General features: G+C 69.1%; 23 protein-coding genes. 21 read left to right on the top strand and 2 right to left on the bottom strand.

The annotated features are described in order from the left end of the window. The first annotated feature begins 33 nt into the window (after positions 1-33). The 16 genes from FDK12_RS10620 (at position 34) to FDK12_RS10695 (ending at position 16,813) form a co-directional block, all read left to right on the top strand. A complete protein-coding gene (locus FDK12_RS10620; protein ID WP_137369541.1) occupies positions 34-1,638 on the top strand; it encodes a carboxyl transferase domain-containing protein in 1,605 nt (534 codons plus the stop codon). A gap of 4 nt (positions 1,639-1,642) precedes the next feature. Continuing rightward, the gene (locus FDK12_RS10625; RefSeq protein ID WP_137369542.1) at positions 1,643-3,769 is read left to right on the top strand and encodes an acetyl/propionyl/methylcrotonyl-CoA carboxylase subunit alpha; all 2,127 of its coding nucleotides are present in this window, start codon (positions 1,643-1,645) and stop codon (positions 3,767-3,769) included. Beyond that, positions 3,766-4,938: an acyl-CoA dehydrogenase family protein gene (locus FDK12_RS10630; RefSeq protein WP_137369543.1), complete on the top strand. Its 1,173-nt coding sequence runs from the start codon at positions 3,766-3,768 to the stop codon at positions 4,936-4,938. The genes FDK12_RS10625 and FDK12_RS10630 overlap by 4 nt, the downstream gene beginning before the upstream one ends. Before the next feature lie 56 nt (positions 4,939-4,994). Then, positions 4,995-5,771, top strand: coding sequence for a CoA transferase subunit A (locus FDK12_RS10635; RefSeq protein ID WP_137369544.1), 777 nt, complete (start codon positions 4,995-4,997; stop codon positions 5,769-5,771). 2 nt (positions 5,772-5,773) lie between these two features. Beyond that, positions 5,774-6,424: a CoA transferase subunit B gene (locus FDK12_RS10640; RefSeq protein ID WP_137369545.1), complete on the top strand. Its 651-nt coding sequence runs from the start codon at positions 5,774-5,776 to the stop codon at positions 6,422-6,424. Then, positions 6,421-6,978, top strand: coding sequence for a MaoC family dehydratase (locus tag FDK12_RS10645; RefSeq protein WP_137369546.1), 558 nt, complete (start codon positions 6,421-6,423; stop codon positions 6,976-6,978). The genes FDK12_RS10640 and FDK12_RS10645 overlap by 4 nt, the downstream gene beginning before the upstream one ends. Then, the gene (locus FDK12_RS10650; RefSeq protein ID WP_137369637.1) at positions 6,975-7,796 is read left to right on the top strand and encodes an HpcH/HpaI aldolase/citrate lyase family protein; all 822 of its coding nucleotides are present in this window, start codon (positions 6,975-6,977) and stop codon (positions 7,794-7,796) included. Before FDK12_RS10645 ends, FDK12_RS10650 begins: the two co-directional genes overlap by 4 nt. A gap of 68 nt (positions 7,797-7,864) precedes the next feature. Further along, positions 7,865-9,142: a 1-deoxy-D-xylulose-5-phosphate reductoisomerase gene (dxr, locus tag FDK12_RS10655; protein ID WP_137369547.1), complete on the top strand. Its 1,278-nt coding sequence runs from the start codon at positions 7,865-7,867 to the stop codon at positions 9,140-9,142. Continuing rightward, positions 9,139-10,482 carry a M50 family metallopeptidase gene (locus FDK12_RS10660; RefSeq protein WP_137369548.1) on the top strand — a complete coding sequence of 448 codons (1,344 nt, stop codon included), beginning with the start codon at positions 9,139-9,141 and terminating at the stop codon, positions 10,480-10,482. The genes dxr and FDK12_RS10660 overlap by 4 nt, the downstream gene beginning before the upstream one ends. A 39-nt stretch (positions 10,483-10,521) precedes the next feature. Then, the gene (locus tag FDK12_RS10665) at positions 10,522-11,154 is read left to right on the top strand and encodes a MarR family transcriptional regulator (protein ID WP_137369549.1); all 633 of its coding nucleotides are present in this window, start codon (positions 10,522-10,524) and stop codon (positions 11,152-11,154) included. 46 nt (positions 11,155-11,200) lie between these two features. Beyond that, a complete protein-coding gene (locus FDK12_RS10670; protein WP_137369550.1) occupies positions 11,201-11,650 on the top strand; it encodes a hypothetical protein in 450 nt (149 codons plus the stop codon). A 10-nt stretch (positions 11,651-11,660) separates the two neighbouring features. Next, positions 11,661-11,951 (top strand): YciI family protein, encoded by a 291-nt coding sequence (locus FDK12_RS10675; RefSeq protein WP_104118197.1) that lies wholly within the window; start codon positions 11,661-11,663, stop codon positions 11,949-11,951. 98 nt (positions 11,952-12,049) lie between these two features. Next, on the top strand, positions 12,050-13,216 hold the full coding sequence (ispG, locus tag FDK12_RS10680; protein ID WP_104118272.1) for a flavodoxin-dependent (E)-4-hydroxy-3-methylbut-2-enyl-diphosphate synthase: 1,167 nt from the start codon (positions 12,050-12,052) through the stop codon (positions 13,214-13,216). A 37-nt stretch (positions 13,217-13,253) separates the two neighbouring features. Next, positions 13,254-14,072, top strand: coding sequence for a GNAT family N-acetyltransferase (locus FDK12_RS10685; protein WP_223263228.1), 819 nt, complete (start codon positions 13,254-13,256; stop codon positions 14,070-14,072). Between the two features lie 125 nt (positions 14,073-14,197). Further along, positions 14,198-15,997: a proline--tRNA ligase gene (locus FDK12_RS10690; protein WP_137369552.1), complete on the top strand. Its 1,800-nt coding sequence runs from the start codon at positions 14,198-14,200 to the stop codon at positions 15,995-15,997. Positions 15,998-16,003: 6 nt separating this feature from the next. Beyond that, complete coding sequence (locus tag FDK12_RS10695) at positions 16,004-16,813, top strand: sulfite exporter TauE/SafE family protein (protein WP_104118199.1); 810 nt, start codon at positions 16,004-16,006, stop codon at positions 16,811-16,813. 30 nt (positions 16,814-16,843) lie between these two features. Here FDK12_RS10695 and FDK12_RS10700 read toward each other — a convergent pair whose 3' ends face one another. Both FDK12_RS10700 and FDK12_RS10705 read right to left on the bottom strand, forming a co-directional pair. Continuing rightward, positions 16,844-17,902, bottom strand: a complete 1,059-nt coding sequence (locus tag FDK12_RS10700) for an aminoglycoside phosphotransferase family protein (protein WP_137369553.1) — start codon at positions 17,900-17,902, stop codon at positions 16,844-16,846. Further along, positions 17,889-19,136: a DUF4439 domain-containing protein gene (locus FDK12_RS10705; RefSeq protein WP_189636330.1), complete on the bottom strand. Its 1,248-nt coding sequence runs from the start codon at positions 19,134-19,136 to the stop codon at positions 17,889-17,891. The genes FDK12_RS10700 and FDK12_RS10705 overlap by 14 nt, the downstream gene beginning before the upstream one ends. 75 nt (positions 19,137-19,211) lie before the next feature. Here FDK12_RS10705 and rimP point away from each other — a divergent pair, with 75 nt between their 5' ends. The 5 genes from rimP to rbfA all read left to right on the top strand — a co-directional run bounded on the left by rimP (position 19,212) and on the right by rbfA (position 25,023). Beyond that, on the top strand, positions 19,212-19,874 hold the full coding sequence (gene rimP / locus FDK12_RS10710; protein ID WP_223263229.1) for a ribosome maturation factor RimP: 663 nt from the start codon (positions 19,212-19,214) through the stop codon (positions 19,872-19,874). 11 nt (positions 19,875-19,885) lie between these two features. Further along, positions 19,886-20,875, top strand: coding sequence for a transcription termination factor NusA (nusA, locus tag FDK12_RS10715; protein ID WP_137369556.1), 990 nt, complete (start codon positions 19,886-19,888; stop codon positions 20,873-20,875). 219 nt (positions 20,876-21,094) lie between these two features. Beyond that, a complete protein-coding gene (locus FDK12_RS15470) occupies positions 21,095-21,382 on the top strand; it encodes a YlxR family protein (RefSeq protein ID WP_411266165.1) in 288 nt (95 codons plus the stop codon). Between the two features lie 124 nt (positions 21,383-21,506). Continuing rightward, a complete protein-coding gene (gene infB, locus FDK12_RS10725; protein WP_137369558.1) occupies positions 21,507-24,473 on the top strand; it encodes a translation initiation factor IF-2 in 2,967 nt (988 codons plus the stop codon). A gap of 112 nt (positions 24,474-24,585) precedes the next feature. Beyond that, the gene (gene rbfA / locus FDK12_RS10730) at positions 24,586-25,023 is read left to right on the top strand and encodes a 30S ribosome-binding factor RbfA (protein ID WP_104118205.1); all 438 of its coding nucleotides are present in this window, start codon (positions 24,586-24,588) and stop codon (positions 25,021-25,023) included. Positions 25,024-25,030: the final 7 nt, after the last annotated feature.

Below are 25,030 nucleotides of genomic sequence, written 5' to 3' on the forward strand. Positions count from 1 at the left end.
TCGCTAACCGATCAGTGCGTGAGGAAGTAGTCGATGGAGACCCTTGCTTCGGAGGTCGATCCGCTCTCACCGGCATTCACCGCCAACCACACGGCGCAGGCAGAACTCGTCGACGACCTGCGGCGTCGCCTCGCCACCACCGCCCTGGGCGGGCCGGAGGCGTCGCGCGAGCGCCACGTAGCCCGCGGCAAGCTGCTTCCCCGCGAGCGCATCGATCAGCTGCTCGACGACGGCAGTCCCTTCCTCGAGATCGCCCCGCTCGCCGCGAACGGCATGTACGACGACGAGTGCCCGGGTGCCGGTGTCATCGCCGGTATCGGCCTCGTGCACGGCCGCCATGTGCTGGTCATCTCGAACGACGCCACGGTCAAGGGCGGCACCTACTACCCGATGACGGTCAAGAAGCACCTCCGGGCGCAGGAGATAGCGCTCGAGAACCACCTTCCATGCGTGTACCTCGTCGACTCGGGCGGAGCCTTCCTGCCGCGCCAGGACGAGGTGTTCCCCGACCGCAACCACTTCGGGCGCATCTTCTACAACCAGGCGACCATGTCCGCCCGGAAGATCCCGCAGATCGCCGCCGTGCTGGGAAGCTGCACCGCCGGAGGAGCGTACGTGCCGGCGATGAGCGACGAGACCGTGATCGTCCGGAACCAGGGCACGATCTTCCTGGGCGGTCCACCCCTCGTGAAGGCCGCGATCGGCGAGGTCGTGACCGCGGAGGAGCTGGGCGGGGGCGACGTCCACTCGCGCATCTCCGGCGTCACCGACCACCTCGCGGAGAGCGACCAGCACGCGCTGGAGATCGTGCGGGACATCATCGCCACGCTTCCTGCCCCATCGGTGGCGATCCCGCCCGTGGAGGTCGCGGAACCGGCCGTCGACCCGGAGGAGCTGTACGGTGCCGTCCCGATCGACGTCAACGCGTCCTACGACGCCCGCGAGATCATCGCGCGCATCGTCGACGGATCCCTCTTCCACGAGTTCAAGCGCGAGTACGGCACCACGCTCGTCACCGGGTTCGCGACGATCCACGGTCACCGGGTCGGCATCGTCGCGAACAACGGCGTGCTGTTCAGCGAGTCCGCGCTCAAGGGGGCGCACTTCATCGAGCTCTGCGACCAGCGCGGCATCCCGCTGGTGTTCCTGCAGAACCTCAGCGGCTTCATGGTGGGCAGGGACTACGAGGCCGGCGGCATCGCGAAGAACGGTGCCAAGATGGTCACCGCCGTCGCGACCTGCCGGGTGCCCAAGCTGACCGTCGTCGTCGGCGGGTCCTTCGGTGCCGGCAACTACTCGATGTGCGGCCGCGCGTTCTCCCCGCGCTTCCTGTGGATGTGGCCCGCCGCCCGTATCTCCGTCATGGGAGGGAGCCAGGCGTCGTCCGTCCTGGCCACCGTGAAACGGGACCAGCTGGAGGCGCGCGGGAAGCAGTGGTCGCTCGAGGACGAGGACGCCTTCCGCGCCCCGATCCGCGCCCAGTACGAGGCCCAGGGAAATCCCTACTACTCGACGGCACGGCTCTGGGACGACGGCGTCATCGACCCCGCCGACACCAGGACCGTCCTCGGTCTCGCGCTGGCCGTCTGCGCCGGCGCACCCCTGCCCAATACCTCCTTCGGCCTCTTCCGGATGTGACTCGATGACACCCCACCAGACGAAACCCGATCCGATGACGGACAGCGCGTCCCGGACCACCGCTTCGTGGCCCTTCGACACCGTCCTGGTCGCCAATCGGGGGGAGATCGCGTGCCGTGTCATCCGTTCCGTCCGCGCACTCGGATTGCGCTCGGTCGCCGTCTACAGTGACGCCGATGCCGGAGCCCGGCATGTCCTCGAGGCGGACCTCGCGGTACGGATCGGTGGTGCAGCGCCTTCCGAGAGCTACCTGTCCATCCCTGCGGTCGTCGAGGCCTGCCGCCGCACGGGGGCGGGAGCGGTTCACCCGGGCTACGGGTTCCTCAGCGAGAACGCCTCCTTCGCGGCAGTCCTGCAGGAGGCCGGCATCGTCTTCATCGGCCCGTCCGTGCATGCGCTCGACGTGATGGGGGACAAGATCCGGTCCAAGAACCACGTCGCGACCTTCGGGGTACCCGTGGTGCCCGGCATCGCCGAACCCGGCCTGACGGACGACGACCTTCTGCGCGCGGCCGGCGACGTCGGCTTCCCGATGCTGATCAAGCCCTCGGCAGGCGGAGGTGGAAAGGGCATGCACGCCGTCCACCGGGCGGAGGACCTCGCGGGGGTGCTCGGAACCGCCCGACGCGTCGCCGCACGCGCCTTCGGTGACGACACCCTGTTCCTCGAACGGCTCATCGAACGGCCGCGGCACATCGAGGTGCAGGTACTGGCCGACAGGCATGGCACGGTGATCCACCTCGGCGAGCGCGAGTGCTCCCTTCAGCGCCGCCACCAGAAGGTGATTGAGGAGGCGCCGTCGGCCCTGCTGGACGAGTCCACACGCCGCCGAATCGGCGAGGCAGCGTGCAACGCCGCCCGGAGCGTCGACTACACGGGAGCCGGGACGGTCGAGTTCCTGGTCTCCGATGCCGCGCCGGACGAATTCTTCTTCATGGAGATGAACACGCGCCTGCAGGTGGAGCACCCCGTCACGGAACTCGTGACGGGTGTGGACCTCGTCGAATGGCAGATCCGCATCGCCGCCGGTGAGAAGCTGCCACTCGCGCAGGACGACGTCGTCCTCACGGGTCACGCCGTCGAGGCGCGCGTCTACGCCGAGAACCCCGAGGGCGGTTTCCTCCCGTCCACGGGCCGCATCCTGGCACTGTCCGAACCGACGGGGGACGGCATCCGCGTCGACAGCTCCCTGCTGCCCGGTGGGGCCGTCTCGTCGTCGTACGACCCGATGCTCGCCAAGGTGATCGCCTGGGGGGCGGATCGCGCGGAGGCACTGGAGCGCCTGGACGCAGCGCTCGCCGGCACCGTGGTGCTCGGGGTGGACACGAACATCGAGTACCTGCGCCTGCTCCTGAACGACGACGACGTGCGCTCGGCGCGGCTCGATACCACCCTGATCGAACGCAAGCTCCCGGACCTCGCGTTCAGGCCCATCACCGCGCCCGACCTCGCGCTCGCCGCCGTCCTGCTGGTCGAATCGACACCGTCGGTCCGCAGCGGGTCGCCGTGGCACCGGGGGAACGGGTTCCGGATCGGTGCGGTGCGTCCGCGTGCCGTGCCGCTCGAATTCCACGGCGGATCGGAGACGGTGGAACTCGTGGCGTCAGGCACGGGATGGACCGCGACCGTCCGGGGACAATCGCTGAGCGTCCGGGTCGACGAGCACGGGGGCGTCACGATCGACGGCGTGCGCTCCAGCAGCCAGTACCACGTCGACGGCGACACCGTCTGGCTGGCTCAGGCCGGCTGGTCTTCCCGGCTGCGCCGCCCCGGGAGGCGCGAACTCCTCGACGCGGCTCTCTCACGCATCACCCGCGAGGAGGGCACTGCCGATCCACTGGTGCGCAGTCCCATGCCGGGGACCGTCGTGTCCGTGTCCGTCGAGGACGGTGAGGTGGTGCAGGCCGGAGACGTCCTCGTCACCGTCGAGGCCATGAAGATGGAGCACCAGCTCACGGCCGCGGCGTCCGGCGTCGTCCGCCTGTCCCTCAAGCCGGGGGACCTCGTCAAGGCCCAGCAGATCGTCGCGGCCATCGACCCCACTCCGGGCGCGAGCTCCTCGACAGCACGTCCTCCAGCCGGTGCTCCAGCCGGTGCTCCAGCCAGTCCCACGGAAGGGAACGCAGCATGAACTTCGAACTGAGTGAGGAATACCAGGACCTCGTGGACACCGTGCGCGAGTTCGCGGACGAGGTGGTGGCCCCGGTGTCGGCGAGGCACGACGCCGAGCACAGCTTCCCGTACGAGGTCGTGAAGCAGATGGGGGACATGGGGCTCTTCGGGCTTCCGTTCCCCGAGGAGTACGGGGGCATGGGCGGCGACTACTTCGCCCTGTGCCTGGCACTGGAGCAACTGGCGCGCGTGGATCAGTCGGTGGCGATCACCCTGGAGGCCGGGGTCTCCCTCGGCGCCATGCCGGTCTACCGCTTCGGCACGGAGGAGCAGAAGCAGCAGTGGCTGCCCTCGCTCGCCGCGGGGACGGCGCTCGGCGGCTTCGGTCTCACGGAATCCGAGGCCGGTTCGGACGCGTCGGGTACGAAGACGACCGCGGTGCTCGAGGAAGGCCGGCACGGGGCCGAGTGGGTCGTCAACGGCACGAAGGAATTCATCACCAACTCCGGGACCGACATCACCTCCCTCGTCACGGTCACCGCGGTCACGGGCACGTCCGAACGGCCCGACGGCACGGTCAAGAAGGAGATCTCCACCATCCTCGTGCCGTCCGACACTCCCGGCTTCACGGCGGAGAAGGCCTACAACAAGGTGGGCTGGAACGCGTCCGACACGCACCCCCTCACCCTGAAGGACGTCCGGGTCCCCGAGGCCAACCTGCTCGGCACACGTGGTCGGGGCTATGCCAACTTCCTGCAGATCCTCGACGAGGGCCGCATCGCCATCGCGGCGCTTGCTACCGGTGCGGCGCAGGGCTGCGTGGAGCAGTCCATCAGGTACGCCGGCGAGCGCATGGCGTTCGGCAGCACCATCGGCGCCTACCAGTCCATCCAGTTCAAGATCGCCCGCATGCAGGTCCGCGCCCATACCGCGCGCCTGGCCTACTACGACGCCGCGTCCCGCATGCTCGCGGGTAAGCCGTTCAAGACGCAGGCCTCCATCGCGAAGCTGGTGGCCGGCGAGGCCGCGATGGACAACGCCCGCGACGCCACGCAGATCTTCGGCGGCTACGGTTTCATCAACGAGTTCGTGGTGTCCAGGCACTACCGTGACTCGAAGATCCTCGAGATCGGCGAGGGGACCACGGAGGTCCAGCTCATGCTGATCGCACGGGAACTCGGGCTCTAGCCCGCTGCGGCCTACGGGCGGCGACCTCGGGACATCGGCACAGCGGAGGAGGAGCAGTGATCGACAAGGTGGTTGGTAGCGCGGCGGAGGCGGTCGCGGACATACCCGACGGCTCATCCCTCGCCGTCGGTGGCTTCGGACTGTGCGGGATCCCGGTGGCCCTGATAGGAGCGCTGCACGCGCAGGGGACCACGGACCTCGAGACGGTCAGCAACAACTGCGGCGTGGATGACTGGGGGCTCGGCATCCTGCTGGCCGACCACCGCATCCGCAGGACGGTCAGTTCGTACGTGGGGGAGAACAAGGAGTTCGCGCGCCAGTACCTCTCGGGCGAACTCGAGGTCGAGCTCACGCCGCAGGGCACCCTCGCCGAGAAGCTCCGCGCGGGAGGCGCGGGCATCCCCGCGTTCTATACGACCGCAGGAGTGGGAACCCAGGTCAGCGAGGGCGGGCTGCCCCAGCGGTACGACGACGCCGGCAAGGTCGCGGTGGCGTCGAAGCCGAAGGAGGTGCGGTCCTTCCACGGGGTGCAGTACGTGCTCGAGGAGTCCCTGCGGCCGGACTACGCACTGGTGCACGCCTGGAAGGGCGACCGCCACGGGAACCTCGTGTTCCGCGCGACGGCGATGAACTTCAATCCGCTCGCCGCACAGGCAGGCCGGGTCACGATCGCGGAGGTGGAGGAGCTCGTCGAACCGGGCGATCTCGATCCCGGGCAGGTGCACACGCCCGGCATCTTCGTCCAGCGGGTGGTCGTGGCGCCCGACACCGAGAAACGCGTCGAGAAGCGCACGGTCTCGCTCGCCGCCGACCGCACGCCGGAAGGAGCATGACCATGGCGCTGACCCGCAACGAGCTCGCAACCCGGGTGGCACGGGAGCTGGAGAACGGCCAGTACGTGAACCTCGGCATCGGGATGCCCACCCTCATCCCGAACTACATCCCCGAGGGTGTCGAGGTGGTGCTGCACTCCGAGAACGGGATCCTCGGCGTCGGACCGTACCCGGCGGAGGAGGCCCTCGATCCCGACCTCATCAACGCGGGCAAGGAGACCGTCACGGCCAATCCGGGAGCCGCCTTCTTCGACTCCGCGGCATCGTTCGGCATGATCCGCGGCGGGCACGTCGACGTCGCGGTGCTCGGAGCCATGGAGGTCGCGCAGAACGGCGACCTCGCGAACTGGATGGTCCCCGGCAGGATGGTCAAGGGGATGGGTGGGGCCATGGACCTCGTCTTCGGGGCCAAGCGCCTGATCGTCATGATGGAGCACGTGGACCGTGCGGGTCGTCCGAAGATCGTCGAGTCCTGCTCGCTGCCGCTCACGGGCAAGGGGTGCGTCGACAGGATCGTCACCGACCTCGCGGTGATCGACGTCGAGCCCGACGGCCTGGTGCTGCGCGAGACCGCGCCGGGCGTCACCGTCGAGGAGGTCATCGCCGCAACAGGTGCGCCCCTGCGCATCGATCTCGGGGACGAGGCAGCATGAGTGGTCACGGTCCGGGTGGGCGGCGCGTGATCGAGCAGAGGGGGCTGTTCTTCGACGAGCTCGAGGTGGGAGCCGTGTATGCCCACCGCCCCGGGCGGACGCTGACCGAGGCCGACAACGTCCTGTTCACGACCCTGACGATGAACACGCAGGCGCTGCACCTCGACGCAGCCTGGTCGGCGGAGCAACCCTTCGGGCAGCGCCTCGTCAACTCGATGCTGACGTTGGCCACGCTCGTCGGCCAGTCGGTCACCCAGCTCACGCAGGGCACCATCGTGGCGCAGTTGGGGCTCACCGACGTCGCCTTCCCGAAACCGCTCTTCCACGGAGACACCCTGTACACCGAGACCGAGATCATCGCCGTCCGCCCCTCGTCCTCCCGGCCGGGGCAGGGCGTCGTGTCGATGTCCCACACGGGGCGCAACCAGCACGGCGACGTCGTGGCGACGGCCACCCGATCCGTGCTCATGTGGTCGTCGACCGCACCGTCGACCGCACCGTCGACCGCGCCGTCGACCGCGCCGTCGACCGCACAGCGGGAGGGGACGGCATGAGCGGGACCGTCCTGGGGCCGGCCCTGCTGTTCTGCCCTGCCGACCGGCCGGAGCGCTATGCCAAGGCGGCCGATCGCGCTGACACCGTGATCCTCGATCTCGAGGACGCCGTCGCACCCGCCGCCAAGGAGGCCGCGCGCGTAGCGCTCGCCGGCTCCGTCCTCGATCCCGAGCGGACCGTCGTGCGCCTCAATGCCGCCGGTAGTGCCGACTTCGCGCTCGATTGCGCCGCTCTCCGCCGGACGGGATACCGCACCGTCATGCTCGCCAAGACGGAGTCGCCCGATGACATCGCCGCCGTCCGGACCGCACTCGGTGACGTCGGGGTGATCGCCCTGTGCGAGACGGCACGCGGTGTCGTCCAGGCCGCCGACATCGCCCGGGCCGACGGCGTCACCGCGCTGATGTGGGGGGCGGAGGACCTCGTCGCCTCGCTCGGCGGGACGTCGAGCCGGACCTCGCGCGGCACCTACCGGGCCGTGGCCCTCCAGGCGCGCTCGCAGGTACTCCTCGCGGCGGGAGCGGCGGGGAGGGGCGCCATCGATGCCGTCTACGTGGACATCGCGGACATCGAGGGCCTCGAGGAGGAAGCCGACGACGCCGCCGCCTCGGGTTTCTCCGCCAAGGCCTGCATTCACCCTGCGCAGGTCTCCGCGATCCGCGCCGCCTTCGCCCCGGACGAAGCCGAGGTGGAGCACGCGAGGTCCCTCCTGGCAGCCGCCGAGAGCGAGCGCGGGGTCTTCACGTACGAAGGGCGCATGGTCGACGAACCGATCCTCCGCCACGCGCGCAGCATCATCGCGAGGGCGGGCGCTTAGCGCCGTCGTCCATCGCGGCCTCGCCCGAAACGGACGAGCGGGGAGGTGAACTGCGGGATACTGGGGCCATGGATTTCAGCAACCCCTCCCGGCAGCACCGGCGCGTCTCCATCCTCGGTTCCACGGGCTCCATCGGTACCCAGGCGCTCGACGTGATCGCCGCTGCCCCGGACCGCTTCAGTGTTGCCGGGCTCAGCGCCGGCGGGCGGAACCTGGAACTCCTCGCGCGGCAGGCCGTCGCCGTCCGGGCTCCCGCCGTCGGTGTGGCCTCCGCGTCGGAGGACGAGCTCGAGCGCGCGGTCGGACACGCCGCGGACGACGCCGGTGTGTCGGGGTACACCCCGGACCTGTTCGCGGGCGACGGCGCCGCAGCGAGGGTGGCGGCCTGGCCCGACGCCGACGTCGTGCTCAACGGCATCACCGGATCGATCGGCCTGGAACCGACCCTCGCCGCGCTCGCGGCCGGTCACCTGCTCGCACTCGCCAACAAGGAATCGCTCATCGCCGGGGGAGCGCTCGTGCGCGCGGCGGCGGCCCCCGGACAGCTCGTCCCGGTCGACTCCGAGCACTCCGCGATCGCGCAGGCTCTTCGCGGCGGAACCTCGGACGAGGTGGACCGGCTCGTCCTGACGGCCTCCGGCGGCCCGTTCCGTGGCATGACACGCTCGCAGCTGCAGCGCGTCACCCCGGCCCAGGCACTCGCGCACCCCACCTGGGACATGGGGCGCGTCATCAGTACCAACTCGGCGTCGATGGTCAACAAGGCGCTCGAGGTGATCGAGGCGCACCTCCTCTTCGACATCCCCCTGGACCGCATCGACGTCGTCGTGCATCCGCAGTCCGTGATCCATTCCATGGTCCAGTTCATCGACGGCTCCACGCTGGCCCAGGCCTCGCCGCCGGACATGCGCCTCCCTATCGCCCTGGGCATCGGTTGGCCGTTCCGCGTTCCGGGCTCAGCGCGCGCCTGCGACTGGACGCAGCCTGCCGAATGGACCTTCGAGCCTCTGGACGAGCAGGCATTTCCCGCGATCGCTCTGGCGAAGCGGGCCGCCGCCGAGGGCGGTACGCGCATGGCCGTGTACAACGCTGCGAACGAGGAGGCCGTCGACGCCTTCCACAGGGGAGCCATAGGTTTCAATGACATCGTGGACACGGTGTCCGCCGTCGTCGACGAGCAGCGTGCGAGCGAGGCCGCGAGCGACGCGGGCAGGAAGCTCGGCCTCGACGCCGTCCTCGAGGCGGAGCGCTGGGCACGCAGGAGCGCCCGGGTCCGTTGTGGCCTCGTGGAGTCGCCGCTACCCGCTGCGGTAGCCGGTTCGGAAGGCCAGAAGGAAAAGCTGTGACTGTTCTCTTGTTCATCGCCGGAGTGCTCTTCGTCGTCGTCGGGATCGGCGCGTCGATCGCGCTGCACGAGGTGGGACACCTGGTGCCCGCGAAGCTCTTCCGTGTCCGCGTGACGCAGTACATGGTCGGGTTCGGTCCCACCCTCTGGTCCAGGCGGCGCGGCGAGACCGAGTACGGACTCAAGGCGATCCCGGCCGGCGGGTACGTCTCCATGGTGGGCATGTTCCCGCCCGCCACCACGGAGACCGGTACCGTACGGCAGTCCAGCACCGGCGTCTTCCAGCAATTGGTCACGGACGCGCGTCAGGCGGCGGCGGAGCAGCTGCAGCCGGGGGACGAGGACCGCGTCTTCTATAAGCTGCCCGTTTGGAAGCGGATCATCATCATGCTGGGCGGACCGCTGATGAACCTCCTGATCGGTACGGTGCTGTTCGCGGTGCTGATCATGGGATTCGGCACCGCGCAGGCCACCACCACGATCGCGTCCGTGTCCGAGTGCGTCGTCCCGGCGAGCCAGCAGGCCGCGACCGGCCAGACCGAGTGCACGCCCGATGATCCCGCCGCACCTGCCTACGAGGCAGGCCTGCTGCCAGGGGATCGCGTCATCGCCTTCGACGGTCGGCAGGTGACCGACTGGAACGAACTGTCGGGCTGGATCAGGGATGCGGCCGGCCGCGAGGTCGGCATCACCGTGGTGCGCGACGGCGAGACCATCGACTCCAGGATCACGCCGCTGCTGACGGAGCGGCCCGTGGCCACCGCGGACGGTACGGCCGAAGTCGACGACGACGGCGACGCCGTCACGCAGGAGGTCGGGTTCATCGGTGTCGGCTCCACGCAGGAGCTCGTCCCGCAACCCGCGAGCGAGGTGCTGCCGGCGGTCGGCGATTCGCTGGCCCGGGTGGCCGGAGTGGTGCTGAACCTTCCGCAGCGCGTGGTCGAGGTGGGGCAGGCGGCCTTCTCGGATGCTCCGCGTGACCCTGAGGGGCCGATCAGCGTCGTGGGCGTCGGAAGGATCGCGGGGGAGATCTCCGCGATGGAAGAGATACCGGTGGCGTCACGGGCCGCGACACTCATCGGGCTTGTCGCGGGCGTCAACCTCGCGCTGTTCGTCTTCAACCTGATCCCCTTGCTGCCGCTCGACGGAGGGCACGTGGCGGGTGCGCTCTGGGAAGGATTACGCCGCGGCGTCGCCCGGGTGTTCGGACGGCCGGATCCGGGACCGTTCGACATGGCCCGGTTGCTGCCGTTGACCTATGCCGTCGCGATCCTGCTCATGGGGATGGGTGTCCTGCTGATCTACGCCGACATCGTGAAGCCGGTCGATCTCTTCGGCTAGGTGGTTGTAAATCCAAATTCAACCCCATACGGTTGAAGAATGTTCGTCCTCACGATCGACCAGGCCGGGAGCCGCTCGACCCGTGACCGCGTCCCCGACCTGCTCGACCTCCTGCAGCCCATCAGCGCAGTGCTCCCGTGGGAGCGCTCGGTGGGGGACGAGGCGCAGGGAGTCGTGGCGGCTGCCGCCGACGTCGTGGACGCCGTGCTCCTCTGCCTGCGCGATGGTGACTGGTACGTCGGAGTCGGCATCGGTGAGGTCGAGCGACCGCTGCCCGCGTCACCGCGCGAAGGGCGAGGTTCCGCCTTCGTCGCCGCGCGGAAGGCCGTCGACCGCGCGAAGAAGACGGGGGACCGGGCCCCGCTCGCCGTCGAAGGACCCGACGGCGAGCGCGGGGCCGCAGAGGCGGAAGGGGTCCTGGCGTTGCTCGGTCGACATGTCATGGACCGCTCGGAGGCGGAGTGGCGCATCCTCGATCTGCTGCAGCCCGGGGTGCGGGGGACTCAGACGGCCGTGGCGCGCGTCCTCGGCATCAGCCCGCAGGCCGTGAGCAAGGCCGCGGCCCGCGCCGCCTGGCACGAGGAACAGGCCGTCCGTCCCGCGGCCGCGCGCCTGCTGGCCTGGGTGGACGGAGCCCTCCCTCCGCCGCCCGATGGGGGCGCGGTGCTGTGAACATGGAGCAGGATCGGCGCCGCCGATCGGAGACGGAGGAGGTTGCGTGGACGCGCTCTGGATAGTGGTAGCCCTGGTCGTCGCGGGTGGCGTCGGTTCTCCGGTGACCATGCTCGTGCTGCGCCTCGCGCGTTCGGTGGACACCGCCGAACGGCGTCGGGAGGAATTGCCGGAGCCCGCGGACCAGCCCCAGCTCGACATGCCGGACCCTCCCGCGGAGCCGCCCAGGGCACCGGTCGATGCACTACCGCCCGGGGTCCTTCGCGGCGGGCTCGTCATCGGCGTGCTCGAGCGCCTGGCGGTGACCGTCGCCATTCTCGGCGGCCAGCCGGTCGCCATCGCCTACGTGGTCGCGGTCAAGGCGCTCGGAAGGTATGCCGAACTCAAGGAGACGCCCGCGGCGTCGGAGCGTTTCATCATCGGCACGCTCGCCTCGATGCTCTGGGCAGCCGGCGTGGCGACCATCATCAAGGTGTACCTGCTACACGTCACGTAGGGTGAGAATCATGAGTATCTTCGCCGTCGAGTACGTATACAACCCCGACCACGACGACCTCCGGGCGGAGCACCGCCCGGCACACCGGGCGTGGCTCGAGGGGCTCGTGGACCAGGGCGCCGTCCTGGCCTCCGGACCGTTCACGGACGGGACGGGCGCGCTGCTGGTGTTCGTCGCCGATTCGGAGGCGGACCTCAACCAGCTCGTGAGCGAGGACCCCTTTGCCCGGGTGGGTGCCATCTCCGCCGTCAAGACGACGGGATGGAACCCCGTCATCGGGGCCTTCCGCCACCACGTGTGACCTGTATCCCCCGGGACCCCTCAAGCGTCTGACCGGGTGGATAATGAAATCAGGAATCCCAAAGACGTGCGGTCATGACCGCCAGCATGGAGGAAGTTTTGACCTCGGTCAGCCTAGGAATGCCAGCAGCACCCCCGCCCGTCCTCGCCCCCCGGCGCAAGACCCGCCAGATCAAGGTCGGGTCGGTGGGAGTCGGATCCGATTCGCCGATCAGCATCCAGTCGATGACCACCACGCCGACCACGGACATCAACGCGACGCTGCAGCAGATCGCCGAGCTGACGGCGACGGGTTGCGACATCGTGCGCGTCGCCTGCCCGTCCGCCGATGACGCCGCGGCGCTGCCGATCATCGCGAAGAAGTCCCAGATCCCGGTGATCGCCGACATCCACTTCCAGCCGAAGTACGTCTTCGCGGCGATCGACGCGGGGTGTGCCGCTGTCCGCGTGAATCCCGGCAACATCCGGAAGTTCGACGATCAGGTCAAGCAGATCGCCGAGGCCGCGAAGGCCGCGGGCACCTCGATCCGGATCGGTGTCAACGCCGGTTCACTCGATCCTCGGCTCATGGAGAAGTACGGGAAGGCCACGCCCGAGGCGCTCGTCGAATCCGCGGTCTGGGAGGCGTCCCTCTTCGAGGAGCACGACTTCCACGACTTCAAGATCTCGGTGAAGCACAACGACCCCGTCATCATGGTTCGGGCCTACGAGCTCCTGGCCGAACGAGGCGACTGGCCCCTGCACCTCGGTGTCACCGAGGCCGGCCCCGCTTTCCAGGGCACCATCAAATCCGCCACAGCTTTCGGAGCGCTGCTGTCGAAGGGTATCGGCGACACCATCCGCGTCTCCCTCTCCGCTCCGCCGGTCGAGGAGGTCAAGGTCGGCAACCAGATCCTGCAGTCGCTCAACCTGCGGCCGCGGAAGCTGGAGATCGTGTCCTGCCCGTCCTGCGGAAGGGCGCAGGTGGATGTCTACACCCTCGCCGAAGAGGTCACGGCGGGCCTGGAGGGCATGGAGGTGCCCCTGCGCGTCGCCGTCATGGGCTGTGTCGTCAACGGACCCGGCGAAGCCCGCGAAGCCGATCTCGGCGTAGCCTCCGGCAACGGCAAGGGGCAGATCTTCGTTCGCGGGCAGGTCATCAAGACTGTCCCGGAGGACCAGATCGTTGAGACACTCATCGAGGAAGCGATGCGGCTAGCAGAGGAAATGGGTGAGGCTGATGGCGAAACTGCTGGCCAGGGTGGCCCCATGGTTACCGTTAGCTAGACCCCAGCCTGATCCGGAGGGCCCCTGGTCCTTCCGCGTGCTCGGTGAGGCTGATACGAGGGACCTCTGGACCATCGTGAACGAGGACCCGGTCGCGAATGTCTTCGTGGCCTCCCATCTCGAGTCGGTCGGCAGTGCGGCGCCGTCGGTGTCGGGTGGCGAGATCATCGGGATGTTCCGGCACGACGAGTTGCGCGCGGCCTGCTGGGCCGGGGTGAACCTCGTACCGATCGGTGTGACCGATGAGACAGGCGCCATCTTCGGCGATCACCTCGGGCGGTCGGGGCGGACGTTCTCGTCGATCTTCGGGCTGTCCGAAGGTGTCATGGACATCTGGTCGACGCTCGAGGACTACAGCGGGGAGCCTTTCGACGTCCGTCCGACCCAGCCGCTCATGACCATCGACACCGATCCCCTGATCGAGCCTGCCGCGGACCTGCGCTTCACGCATCCGGACGAACTCGACCGCGTGCTCCCGGCCTGCGCGGCCATGTTCGAGGAGGAGGTCGGCTACTCGCCGTTCATCGGCGGGTCCGAGCACTACCGTCGCCGGGTGGCATCCCTCATCAGCAGGAAACACTCGCTCGCGGCCTTCGACGACGCCGGCAACGTGGTCTTCAAGGCCGAACTGGGCACGGTGTCGTCCGAGGCCGTCCAGGTCCAGGGGGTCTGGATGCACCCGGACCGCCGCGGCGAGGGCCTCAGCGCTGCCTACATGGCCGCCGTCGTCGTCGCGGCGCGCTCTTTGGCTCCCACCGTGAGCCTCTACGTGAACTCCTACAACGCCCGGGCGATCGCCGCGTACAAGCGCGTCGGCTTCGCGCAGGTCGACACCTTCGCCACCATCCTCTTCTGAACGCGGAGGCACCGCAGGCGGCTGCGTGACGGGTCGGCGGTGGACGGACCGGCTAGATTGGTACCTGTTGTTTCCCGCCGGACGGCGGGGAGATGAATGGCAGTACCGATACGAACGGACACCGCGTGGTCTTACGACTCTCGACCCTTTTCCTGCGCACCCTGCGTGAAGACCCAGCCGATGCAGAGGTGGCCAGTCACCGCCTCCTGGTGCGTGCCGGCTACATCCGGCGTGCAGCCCCGGGCATCTACAGCTGGTTGCCGCTGGGACTGAAGGTCCTCGCCCGGGTCGAGGCGATCGTGCGCGAGGAGATGGAGGCGATGGGTGCACAGGAGGTGCACTTCCCCGCCCTGCTGCCCAAGGAGCCCTACGAGGCGACCAACCGCTGGACGGAGTATGGCGACGGCATCTTCCGGCTGAAGGACCGCAAGGGCGCGGACTACCTGCTGGCGCCGACGCACGAGGAGATGTTCACCCTCCTCGTCAAGGACCTGTACACCTCGTACAAGGACCTGCCCGTGAGCCTGTTCCAGATCCAGACCAAGTACCGCGACGAGGCCCGCCCACGCGCCGGGCTGCTCCGCGGCCGCGAGTTCATCATGAAGGACTCCTACTCGTTCGACGTCGACGACGAGGGGCTGGAGGCGAGCTATCAGCTCCACCGCAGCGCCTACCTGCGCATCTTCGAACGGCTCGGCCTCGAGGTGGTCCCCGTGACGGCCACCGCAGGTGCGATGGGCGGTTCCAAGAGCGAGGAGTTCCTTCACCCGACCCCCATCGGCGAGGACACCTTCGTCCGCTCGGCCGGAGGCTACACGGCGAACGTCGAGGCCGTCACGACCGTCGTCCCGGACGCCATCGACTTCACGGACGCGCCAGCGGCAGAGGTTCGGGACACGCCGGACACGCCGACCATCGGCACGCTGGTGGAGCATGCCAACTCTGCAGCTCCGCGGGAGGACCGGCCCTGGACAGCGGCGGACACCCTGAAGAACGTCGTCCTCGCCGCGGTGCTGCCCACGGGTGAGCGCGAGATCGTCGTCGTCGGCGTGCCCGGCGACCGCACGGTGGACCTCAAGCGGATCGAGGCGAACATCGCGGGGCACCTCGAGACGGGCGGGGAGGTGGCGGTCGAAGCCGCGAACGAGGAGGACCTCAAGAAGCACCCGGGCCTCGTCAAGGGCTACATCGGCCCCGGCCTCACGATCGGGTCCGCAGTCCTCGGCATCGAAGCCGCGACCGGCCTCCGGTACCTCGTCGATCCCCGCGTGGTCAGTGGGACCACCTGGATCACCGGCGCCAACGATCAGGGCAAGCACGTCTTCGGCCTGGTCGCCGGTCGGGACTTCGGCTGGGACGGCGTCATCGAGGCCGTCGAGGTGCGTGAGGGCGACGAGGCTCCCGACGGTTCGGGGCCGCTCGTCGCCGCTCGTGGCATCGAGATGGGTCACATCTTCCAGCTCGGCCGCAAGTACGCCGAAGCGCTCGGGCTCAAGGTCCTGGACCAGAACGGCAAGCTCGCCACCGTGACCATGGGCTCGTACGGTATCGGCGTGACGCGTGCCCTCGCAGCACTCGCGGAGTCCAACCACGACGACCGCGGCATCATCTGGCCCCGCAACGTCGCACCCGCCGACGTGCACATCGTTGCTACCGGCAAGGGCGCCGAGGTGTTCGAGGCCGCGGAGAGACTCGCCGGTGACCTCGAGGCAGCTGGACTCACCGTGCTGTACGACGACCGCCCGAAGGTCTCTCCCGGCGTGAAGTTCGGCGACGCGGAACTCATCGGCGTGCCCACCATCGTCGTCGTCGGGCGCGGACTGGCGGACGGCGTGCTCGAGGTGAAGGACCGCCGGACGGGTGAGGCGCAGAACGTGCCCGTCGACGAGGCGGCCGCGCTCCTGCGCGAGCTCACCGCGCACTAACCCGCCGTGGGCTCGGGACTGGAGGAACTGCACCTCGCGACGATCCTGCTGGTGCTCGTCGCGGGCTTCGCCGCGGGATGGGTCGACGCCGTCGTCGGCGGAGGCGGTCTCCTCCAGCTGCCGGCGTTGCTGCTCGTGCCCGGCATCGCGCCGGTGGAGGCCCTGGCGACCAACAAACTGGGATCGATCTTCGGCACGACGACGAGCGCGATCACCTACTACCGCCGGGCGCACCCGGATCTGCGGACGGCGCTTCCGATGGCGGGCATCGCCCTCGTCGGGAGTTTCGGCGGGGCGATCCTGGCCGCCTCCCTGCCGTCGTCGGTCTTCAAGCCGATCATCGTCGTGGCGCTCGTCGCCGTGGCGGTGTTCACCGCGCTGAAGCCCTCCGTCGGGACGCTGACGAAGCTGCGGCACCAGGGCGCACGACACTACGGAACGGCCGGGGGCATCGGCCTCGTCATCGGTTTCTACGACGGCCTGATCGGACCCGGCACCGGATCCTTCCTCATCATCGCGATGGTCACGCTGCTCGGCTACAACTTCCTCGGTGCCAGCGCCAAGGCGAAGATCGTGAACATGGCCACCAACTTCGGTGCGCTGATGTTCTTCCTGCCGAACGGTTCCATCCTCTGGGGACTCGGGCTCCTGCTGGGCGTCGCGAACATGGCCGGTGGCTACACGGGGTCCCGCATGGCGATCAGCCAGGGCAGCAGGTTCATCCGGATCGTGTTCCTTGCCGTGGTCGGCGCCCTGATCCTGAAACTGGGCGCCGACGTGTGGATGGAGAACGTCCGGCCGTTCCTCCGTGACTAGGAGCTCTCGTGGCTCCCGCTGCCGGTCCGGCTACAGGGCAGGGAGTTCGCTGACCGCTGGCAGCCCATCCAGCGTGCGTCCCGCCACCGAGCTCGCCACCCACAGCGAGCGCTGCGCATCACCCGTGCGGCGGTGGTGGAGGTAGGACAGCGCGTTGCGGACCTCGCGGACCACGGTCCAGCCGCGGGACAGTTCGCCGTCGAGTCCTGCGGCAGCCGACAGAGCGGCGCAGTGGGCACGCAGGTGCCCGGCCGGGTCACCCTGGTCCAGCTCGGAGAGCCGGTTCCACAGCATCGGAGCGACCGCGTATTCCGCGTCGCCGAGGACGGGCTTCGGGTCGATCGCCGTGAACTGCCGCAGCTGACCCTGCGCGGAGGGCAGGAGGTTCTCGTAGTGGAGGTCGGAGTGCACGAGGACGTCGCGCTCCGAACGCCGGCCGACGACGCCCCTCGACTGGCACACCTCGAGGGCAGCCTCCATGAGCCAGCGCGGAAAAGGCTCCCCGAGCTCGGCCCAGCGGGCGGGGAGGGTATCGGTCCACTGCTCCGCTTCCGATGCGAGGTGCGGGAAGGCGGCCCAGAGGGCGCTGTCTCCCGGCGGCAGCGACAGCAACCGCAGAACCTCGCCCCAGGGGGCAGGGGTCTCGTCGATCGGGAGGTGCTTAAGGGAATGGTCCCCATCGAGTCGGTCGAGCAGCATCGCATAGTCGGGACGAGACGCCGCCAGCAGGCGAACCGCGCCCGCGCCGTTCCACAGTTCCAGCGCGTCGGGTTCGGGCAGCGCCTCGTCATGCGGGATCGAGAGTTTGAGCACCGCTCTCTCCATGCCCCCCGTGCCGCGACGCAGGACCGGCACGACGACGGCGCACTGGCCGGCCCAGGCACTCCGTCCCGGCGGAAGGTCGAGTTGCAGGTCCCAGGCGTCGAGCCGGTCCAGGAGCAGCCTGCGCCACTGCCGTGTCCACTGCATCCCGCCGTCGATGGTCCGGGCGCTGTGCAGGAGGCGCGGCGGCAGGTCGGGGAGTTCGGGCCGGGAGTTGTCCGTGATGTGCGAAGAGCTCTCCGCGCCCTGATCCTCATCCCTGGTCATCGGCCGCTTCCACCGGCGCAGGAGGGCCCTGCGGCGTCGGTACCACGCTCGCGCTCGTCGGGGCTGCGCCAGCCGTGCCTTCCGGCCCGTCGTCGAGCCCGGGCAGCGGCTCAAGTGCCGCGCCTGCCCCGATGCTGCGCTGGACGGCGGCGTTGAGCGAGGTGACGGCCCAGGGACGTACAGCGGGACTGACGGCGGACACGAGGCCGGCATACAGCGCGACGTGGTCCTGCTCGAGGTCGCGCAGGGCACGGGAGGGATCAGCCCGGAACGCCGCACTGATCGTGAAGCCGGCAGGAGCCGGAGCGGCAGGGACGCACAGCGCTGCGAGGCGATCAGCAGCGGCATCCGCTGCTGCGTCATGCTCCGCCGATCGCGCGAGCGCTCCGGCCCTGTCCTCGAGCAGCGCCGCGGCGACCTCGTAGCCGTAGCGGGCCTGGTCCTCGGCGTTCTTCGCCGCGAGCAACGCCTGGCGGTCGGCGTCCGGCCCGAGCGGGGTCCCGGCGCACTCCCCGGCAATCGTTCCGTCCTCTGCCCGAGCCGGCGTCGACGCACCGGGCTGGTCCTCGGCAGCAGTACCCACAGACTCTCCGAGCGGCGGGAGATCCGGGGACACGCCGAGCACCTGACCGAGCGCTGAGGCGTGCCACCACTGATTCGCTCCGGCCGAGGCCAGCACCCTGGCCGCCCCGGGCTCGGCCGACACGGCGTCGCCGAGGCTTTCGAGGGCACTCTCGCGCAGCATCGCCAGCACCAGCATCCCGTCGACGGGCGGGGTGGCGGGAGTGGAGCCGGGACCCGGCGAATCCCCTGACGGGCTCGGCGTCCGCCCGGTTGCCGTGCCACCGTTCGCCGTGGTTTCGTCCGACTCGACCGAGGGCGCTGTCGGCGCCGGGGTGGGGGAGCGGGGCAGCGCGACGGCGTCCGCCTGGACGTCGAGGTCCGAGGCCGCTGCGGTCAGTCGGTCCGCGAGGGCAGGCTGGACGGCCGCCGCGGCACGCGCGTCCTCGGCCAGTGCGCGGAAGCGGTCCTCGGCGTCGAGCTGTGCCTGTTCCGATGCCGAGTAGACGCGTCCCTGAGGTTCCGGCGAGCGGACGCCCACTCCGATGCCCACGACGAGAAGGACCGCGATGACAAGACCGATGAGCCGTCCGGACCAGCGCACGGCACGCCCGGCAGCGGAGGCGACACGCCCTCCGCTTGCCTGCTGCCTGCTCTCCTGACCCCGGTTCATCACAGTTTCCGATGATGCCACGGCAGCCCGCGTTTCACCGGGCCATACACCGGGCGCCACGGAAAGTCGGTACTCTTGAAGGACAACATCATCGAGTGGGAGGCAGCCATGGCGGTCCGGTCCGGGAACGAAAATCATGCCTCGAGCCGCAAATCGGCCGTCGAGGCCGAGTTGCAGGCTGAGGCGCAGCGCCTGCGGACCAGGCTGCAGCCCGTGGTCGAGCAGCACAACCTCTACCTCGAGGATGTCGACATCAAGGTCGCCGGATCCCACCGCACGGTTCATGTCGTCGTCGACCTGCCCGAGGACGCCTCGGGAAGCGTCGGACTCGATGTGATTTCTGCCATCTCGACGGACCTCTCCGCGGCGATGGACAGCGATCCCGAGGACGACGACCGCCCCTACAACCTCGAGATCTCCTCGCCCGGAGTCTCCCGCCCCCTGACCGAGCCGCGGCACTGGCGCCGCAGCGTCGGACGCATGGTCGAGGTGAAGCCCGTCAGCGGCGACGTCGTCGTCGGGCGCCTGCAGGAGGTCACCGCCACGGGCATCCGGCTGATCCCCCAGCTGCCGGTCAAGAAGGGCATGAAGCCGAAACAGGGCGATCCGCTCGCCCTCGAGTTTTCCAGGATCCGCAAGGGGACCGTCCAGGTCGAATTCGCGCATCTTGAGGATGAACACCACGATGACAGCGATGGGGCCGATCCGGACATCTCCGGCGCCGTGCACCACGCCTAAGGAGAACCCACATGGACATTGATATGAGCGCGCTGAGGCTCCTCGAGCGCGAACGGGAGATTCCGCTCGACAAGCTGATTCCCACCATCGAGCAGGCATTGCTCATCGCATACCACCGCTCACCCGGCGCCCACGAGACGGCACGCGCCGAGCTCGACCGCCGCAACGGACACGTCACCATCTGGGCAACGGAGAAGGACGACGACGGCGCGCCCATGGGCGAGTTCGACGACACCCCGACGGGCTTCGGCCGCATCGCCGCGAGTACCGCGCGGCAGATCATCCTGCAGCGCCTGCGGGACGCGGAGGACGACAACATCCTCGGGGAGTTCCGCGGCAAGGAGGGCGAACTCGTCGCAGGCATGATCCAGCAGGGCAACAATCCGCACATGGTGCAGGTGAACCTGGGATCCGTCGAGGCCGTCCTCCCGCCGCCCGAGCAGGTGCCAGGGGAGAAGTACCTGCACGGCACGCGACTGCGCGCGTTCGTCGTCGATGTCCACCGTGGCATGAAGGGGCCGTCGATCACGCTGTCCCGGTCCCACCCTGGTCTCGTGCGGAAGCTCTTCGAACTGGAGGTCCCCGAGGTCGCGGACAAGACGGTAGAGATCGTCGCCCTCGCGAGGGAGGCCGGGCACCGCACCAAGATCGCCGTGAAGGCGAATGTGCCGGGCGTCAACGCGAAGGGTGCCTGCATCGGCGAGATGGGCACTCGTGTCCGCGCCGTCATGAGCGAGCTGAACGACGAGAAGATCGACATCGTCGACTACAACGACGACCCGGCTGCGTTCATCGCGAGCTCGCTGTCACCGTCGCGCGTCACCTCGGTGACGATCACGGACGAGGCCACGCGCTCGGCCCGCGTGGTCGTGCCGGACTACCAGCTGTCCCTCGCCATCGGCAAGGAGGGCCAGAACGCCCGCCTCGCTGCGAAGCTCACCGGCTGGCGGATCGACATCGTCTCGGACGCCGCGCAGGCGGCCCAGGCGCCGAAGCCCTAGCGCCGGTCGGCCAGCGGAACCGGAAGGGGTAGAATGGAAGGGACTGCTGTCGAGTCGCGCCCGGAAGACTCTGCTCATCGAGAAGACTCTGCTCATCGAGTGAATACTGCTCACCGAGAGAATACTGCTCACCGAGAAGAGTCCGGGCACCGTCCGGAGGACACTCATCCGATACGCACCTGCGTAGGATGCCGCCGGCGGGACCGCCAGTCACACGTGATGCGGGTTGTTGCACGACCGATCGACGGGCAGGATGTCGCCGTCATCGATGAGCGGCGCCGGCTATCCGGACGGGGTGCTTGGCTGCATCCCGACCCGGCATGCATGGAAACGGCCGTCAAGCGGAAAGCCTTTAACAGGGCCTTCCGCAAGCCGGTGGATACTGCGCAGTTCGCAGCGGACTTCCAGGCACACCTGGAGCGTCGAGATGGACGCTCCGACTCACCACCGTCCTCCCGGAAAGCGGGTCAGAACCCTCATGGAAACCCGATGAGAACCCAGCGATGAGTGCGCAACGATGACCAATCCGTTGCGCTCTGCATTCGATCTACCAGACGCCCTAGCGACTGGGATCAGCAGTAGGAAATAGACGGTTCGTGCCTGACTCGGTGCGGACCGAGACAGGAGAAATGTGGCCAAGGTCCGCGTACACGAGCTCGCCAAAGAGCTCGGTATAACCTCGAAAGACGCAGTCGCAAAACTGCAGGAACTGGGCGAATTCGTCCGTTCAGCCTCATCCACCATCGAGGCACCCGTCGTGAAGAAACTTCGCGGCGCGTTCCCCGATGCCGCCGGTGCCAAGAGCGTTGCGGCACCCTCACGCCCCGCGGCTCCCGCGCCGTCGGGCCCGAAGCCGGGTGCTGCCCAGGCTGCTCCTGAGGCTCCCGCCCCGGCCGCACCTGCACCCGCCGCACCTGCACCCGCAGCTCCCGCTGCTGCTGCAGCACCCGCGACTCCGGCGGCTCCGCCCGCTCCGGCAGCCCCCCAGGCATCCCCGTTCTCGAACGGTGCCGCTCCAGCCGAGAAGCCGGCCGCCGCAGCACAGGTCACCCCGCCCGAGCAGGGCACCCAGAACGACGGCGCGACGCCCGGTTCACGTCCGGCCCCGCGTCCCGCCACCCCGCCCGCCGCACCGTCGGCAGGCACCACGCGTCCCTCGGGTGCCCGCCCGGGTGGAGCGCCTCGTCCGGGCAACAACCCGTTCGCACCCTCGCAGGGTATGGGTTCGCGCCGCGGGGACACCGATCGCGGAGCCGACCGCGCGTCGGACCGTCCGCCGCGTCCGGGCAACAACCCGTTCGCACCCTCGCAGGGCATGCCCCGGCCCGGTCGTCGTGACGATGCCCAGCAGCGTCCCGCCGCAGGACCCGGTGGTCCCCGTCCGGCTGCTGGTGCAGGTGGACCCCGTCCGGCCGCTGGCGCAGGTGGACCCCGCCCCGGCGCGCCGCGTCCCGGCGCTCCCCGTCCCGGTGGTGCTCCCGGCTCGCGCCCGACACCGGGCATGATGCCCAACCGCACCGAACGCCCTGCTGCCCCCGGCCGCGGAGCGCCCGGTGCCGGTGCTGGTGCCGGTCCGCGCCGCGGACCCGGCGGTGCGCCGAACAGCCCCAGCGGAGCACCCGCAGGCGGCGGCTTCGGTAAGGGCACCCGCGGACGCGGCGGCACTGCCGGCGCGTTCGGAAAGGGTGGAGCCGGCCGCGGCAAGCAGCGCAAGTCGAAGCGCGCGAAGCGGCAGGAACTGGAGCAGATGTCGGCTCCTTCGCTGGGTGGCGTGAACGTACCCCGTGGTGACGGCAACACCATCGTGCGCCTGCGCCGTGGTTCCTCCATCACGGACTTCGCCGACAAGATCGAGGCGAACCCCGCCGCACTCGTCACCGTGCTGTTCCACCTCGGTGAGATGGCCACGGCGACCCAGTCCCTCGACGAGGACACCTTCGAGGTGCTCGGCACGGAACTCGGTTACAAGATCCAGGTCGTCTCGCCCGAGGACGAGGAGCGCGAGCTCCTCAGCAGCTTCGACATCGACTTCGACGCCGAACTGGCAGCCGAGGGCGACGAGGAGCTCGAGGTGCGTCCGCCGGTCGTCACGGTCATGGGACACGTCGACCACGGTAAGACCCGACTGCTCGATGCGATCCGTAACACCAAGGTCGTCGAGGGCGAGCACGGTGGCATCACCCAGCACATCGGTGCCTACCAGATCCAGCACGTCCACGAGGACAGCACGCGGGCCATCACCTTCATCGACACCCCGGGCCACGAGGCGTTCACCGCCATGCGTGCCCGAGGCGCGAAGGTCACCGACATCGCCGTGCTCGTCGTCGCGGCCGACGACGGCGTCATGCCCCAGACCGTCGAGGCACTGAACCACGCACAGGCGGCCAACGTGCCGATCGTCGTGGCCGTCAACAAGATGGACAAGGAAGGCGCGAACCCGGACAAGGTCAAGGGCCAGCTCACCGAATACGGCCTGGTGCCCGAGGAGTACGGCGGCGACACGATGTTCGTGCACGTCTCCGCGCTCCAGGGCGTCGGCATCGACGAGCTCCTCGAGGCCGTCCTCCTCACGGCGGACGCGGCACTGGACATGCGGGCCAACCCGAACAAGGACGCCCGCGGCATCGCGATCGAGGCCAACCTCGACCGCGGACGCGGCGCCGTCGCGACGGTGCTCGTGCAGTCCGGAACGCTGCATGTCGGTGACACCATCGTCGCCGGTACCGCACACGGTCGTGTGCGTGCCATGTTCGACGAGAACGGCGACGTCGTCACGAAGGCCGAGCCGTCGCGTCCCGTGCAGGTTCTTGGTCTGTCCAACGTGCCTCGTGCCGGTGATACGTTCTTCGTCACGGACGACGAGCGCACCGCTCGCCAGATCGCCGAGAAGCGTGAAGCAGCCGACCGCAACGCAGCCCTCGCGAAGCGCCGCAAGCGGATCAGCCTCGAGGACTTCGATCAGGCTGTCGCAGAGGGCAAGGTCGACACCCTCAACCTCATCCTCAAGGGTGACGTGTCGGGTGCCGTCGAGGCCCTGGAGGACTCGCTCCTCAAGATCGACGTCGGCGAGGGCGTGCAGCTGCGCGTCATCCACCGTGGCGTCGGCGCGATCACCCAGAACGACGTCAACCTGGCGACCGTCGACAACGCGATCATCATCGGCTTCAACGTCAAGCCGGCGGAGCGCGTCGCGGACCTTGCCGAGCGTGAGGGCGTGGATATGCGCTTCTACTCGGTCATCTACGCCGCGATCGACGATATCGAGCTCGCCCTCAAGGGCATGCTCAAGCCGGAGTACGAGGAGGTGCAGCTCGGTACCGCAGAGGTCCGCGAGGTGTTCCGTTCCTCGAAGTTCGGCAACATCGCCGGTTCGATCGTCCGTTCGGGAGTCATCCGACGCAATTCGAGGGCGCGCGTCCTGCGCGACGGCAAGGTCATCGGGGACAACCTCTCCGTGGACTCGCTCAAGCGCTTCAAGGACGACGCCACCGAGGTCCGTACCGACTTCGAGTGTGGTATCGGTCTTGGCTCCTTCAACGACGTCAAGGAAGGCGACACCATCGAGACCTTCGAGATGCGGGAGAAGCCCCGCGTCTAGCATGTAGGTCGGCACGGGCGCCCTGGTTCTCCGGGGCGCCCGTGCCTGTCGCAAACCCGGAACCCCGCGACGAGTTCCTCCACCACACCCCGCTTCAGTAGGAGTATCAGCAATGGCAGATCCGGCCCGCGCCGCGCGGCTCGCGCAGCGCATCAAAGTCATCGTCGCCGAGGCGCTTCGGCGTCGCGTGAAGGACCCCCGGCTGGAAGCCGTCACCATCACCGATGCCCGCGTCACCAACGACCTGCAGCACGCAACGCTGTACTACACGGTGCTGGGCGATCCCGAGGAGCAGCAGGCAACGCGGATGGCGCTCGAGTCCGCACGCGGTGTGCTGCGTTCCGAGGTCGGCAAGAACATCACGGCCCGGCTGACGCCCACCCTCGAGTTCGTTCCTGACGAGGTGCCGGTCAACGCCAGCCACCTCGAGGAGTTGCTGCAGAAGGCGCGCGAGCGCGACGCCGAAGTGGCAGCGATCGCGCAGGGCGCAGACTTCGCCGGCGATGCGGACCCGTACCGCACGTCCGACGACGACGACGCAGAGCGGTAGTCCTCCC

The organism is Arthrobacter sp. NamB2, assembly GCF_005281365.1.
Taxonomy (GTDB): domain Bacteria; phylum Actinomycetota; class Actinomycetes; order Actinomycetales; family Micrococcaceae; genus Arthrobacter_D.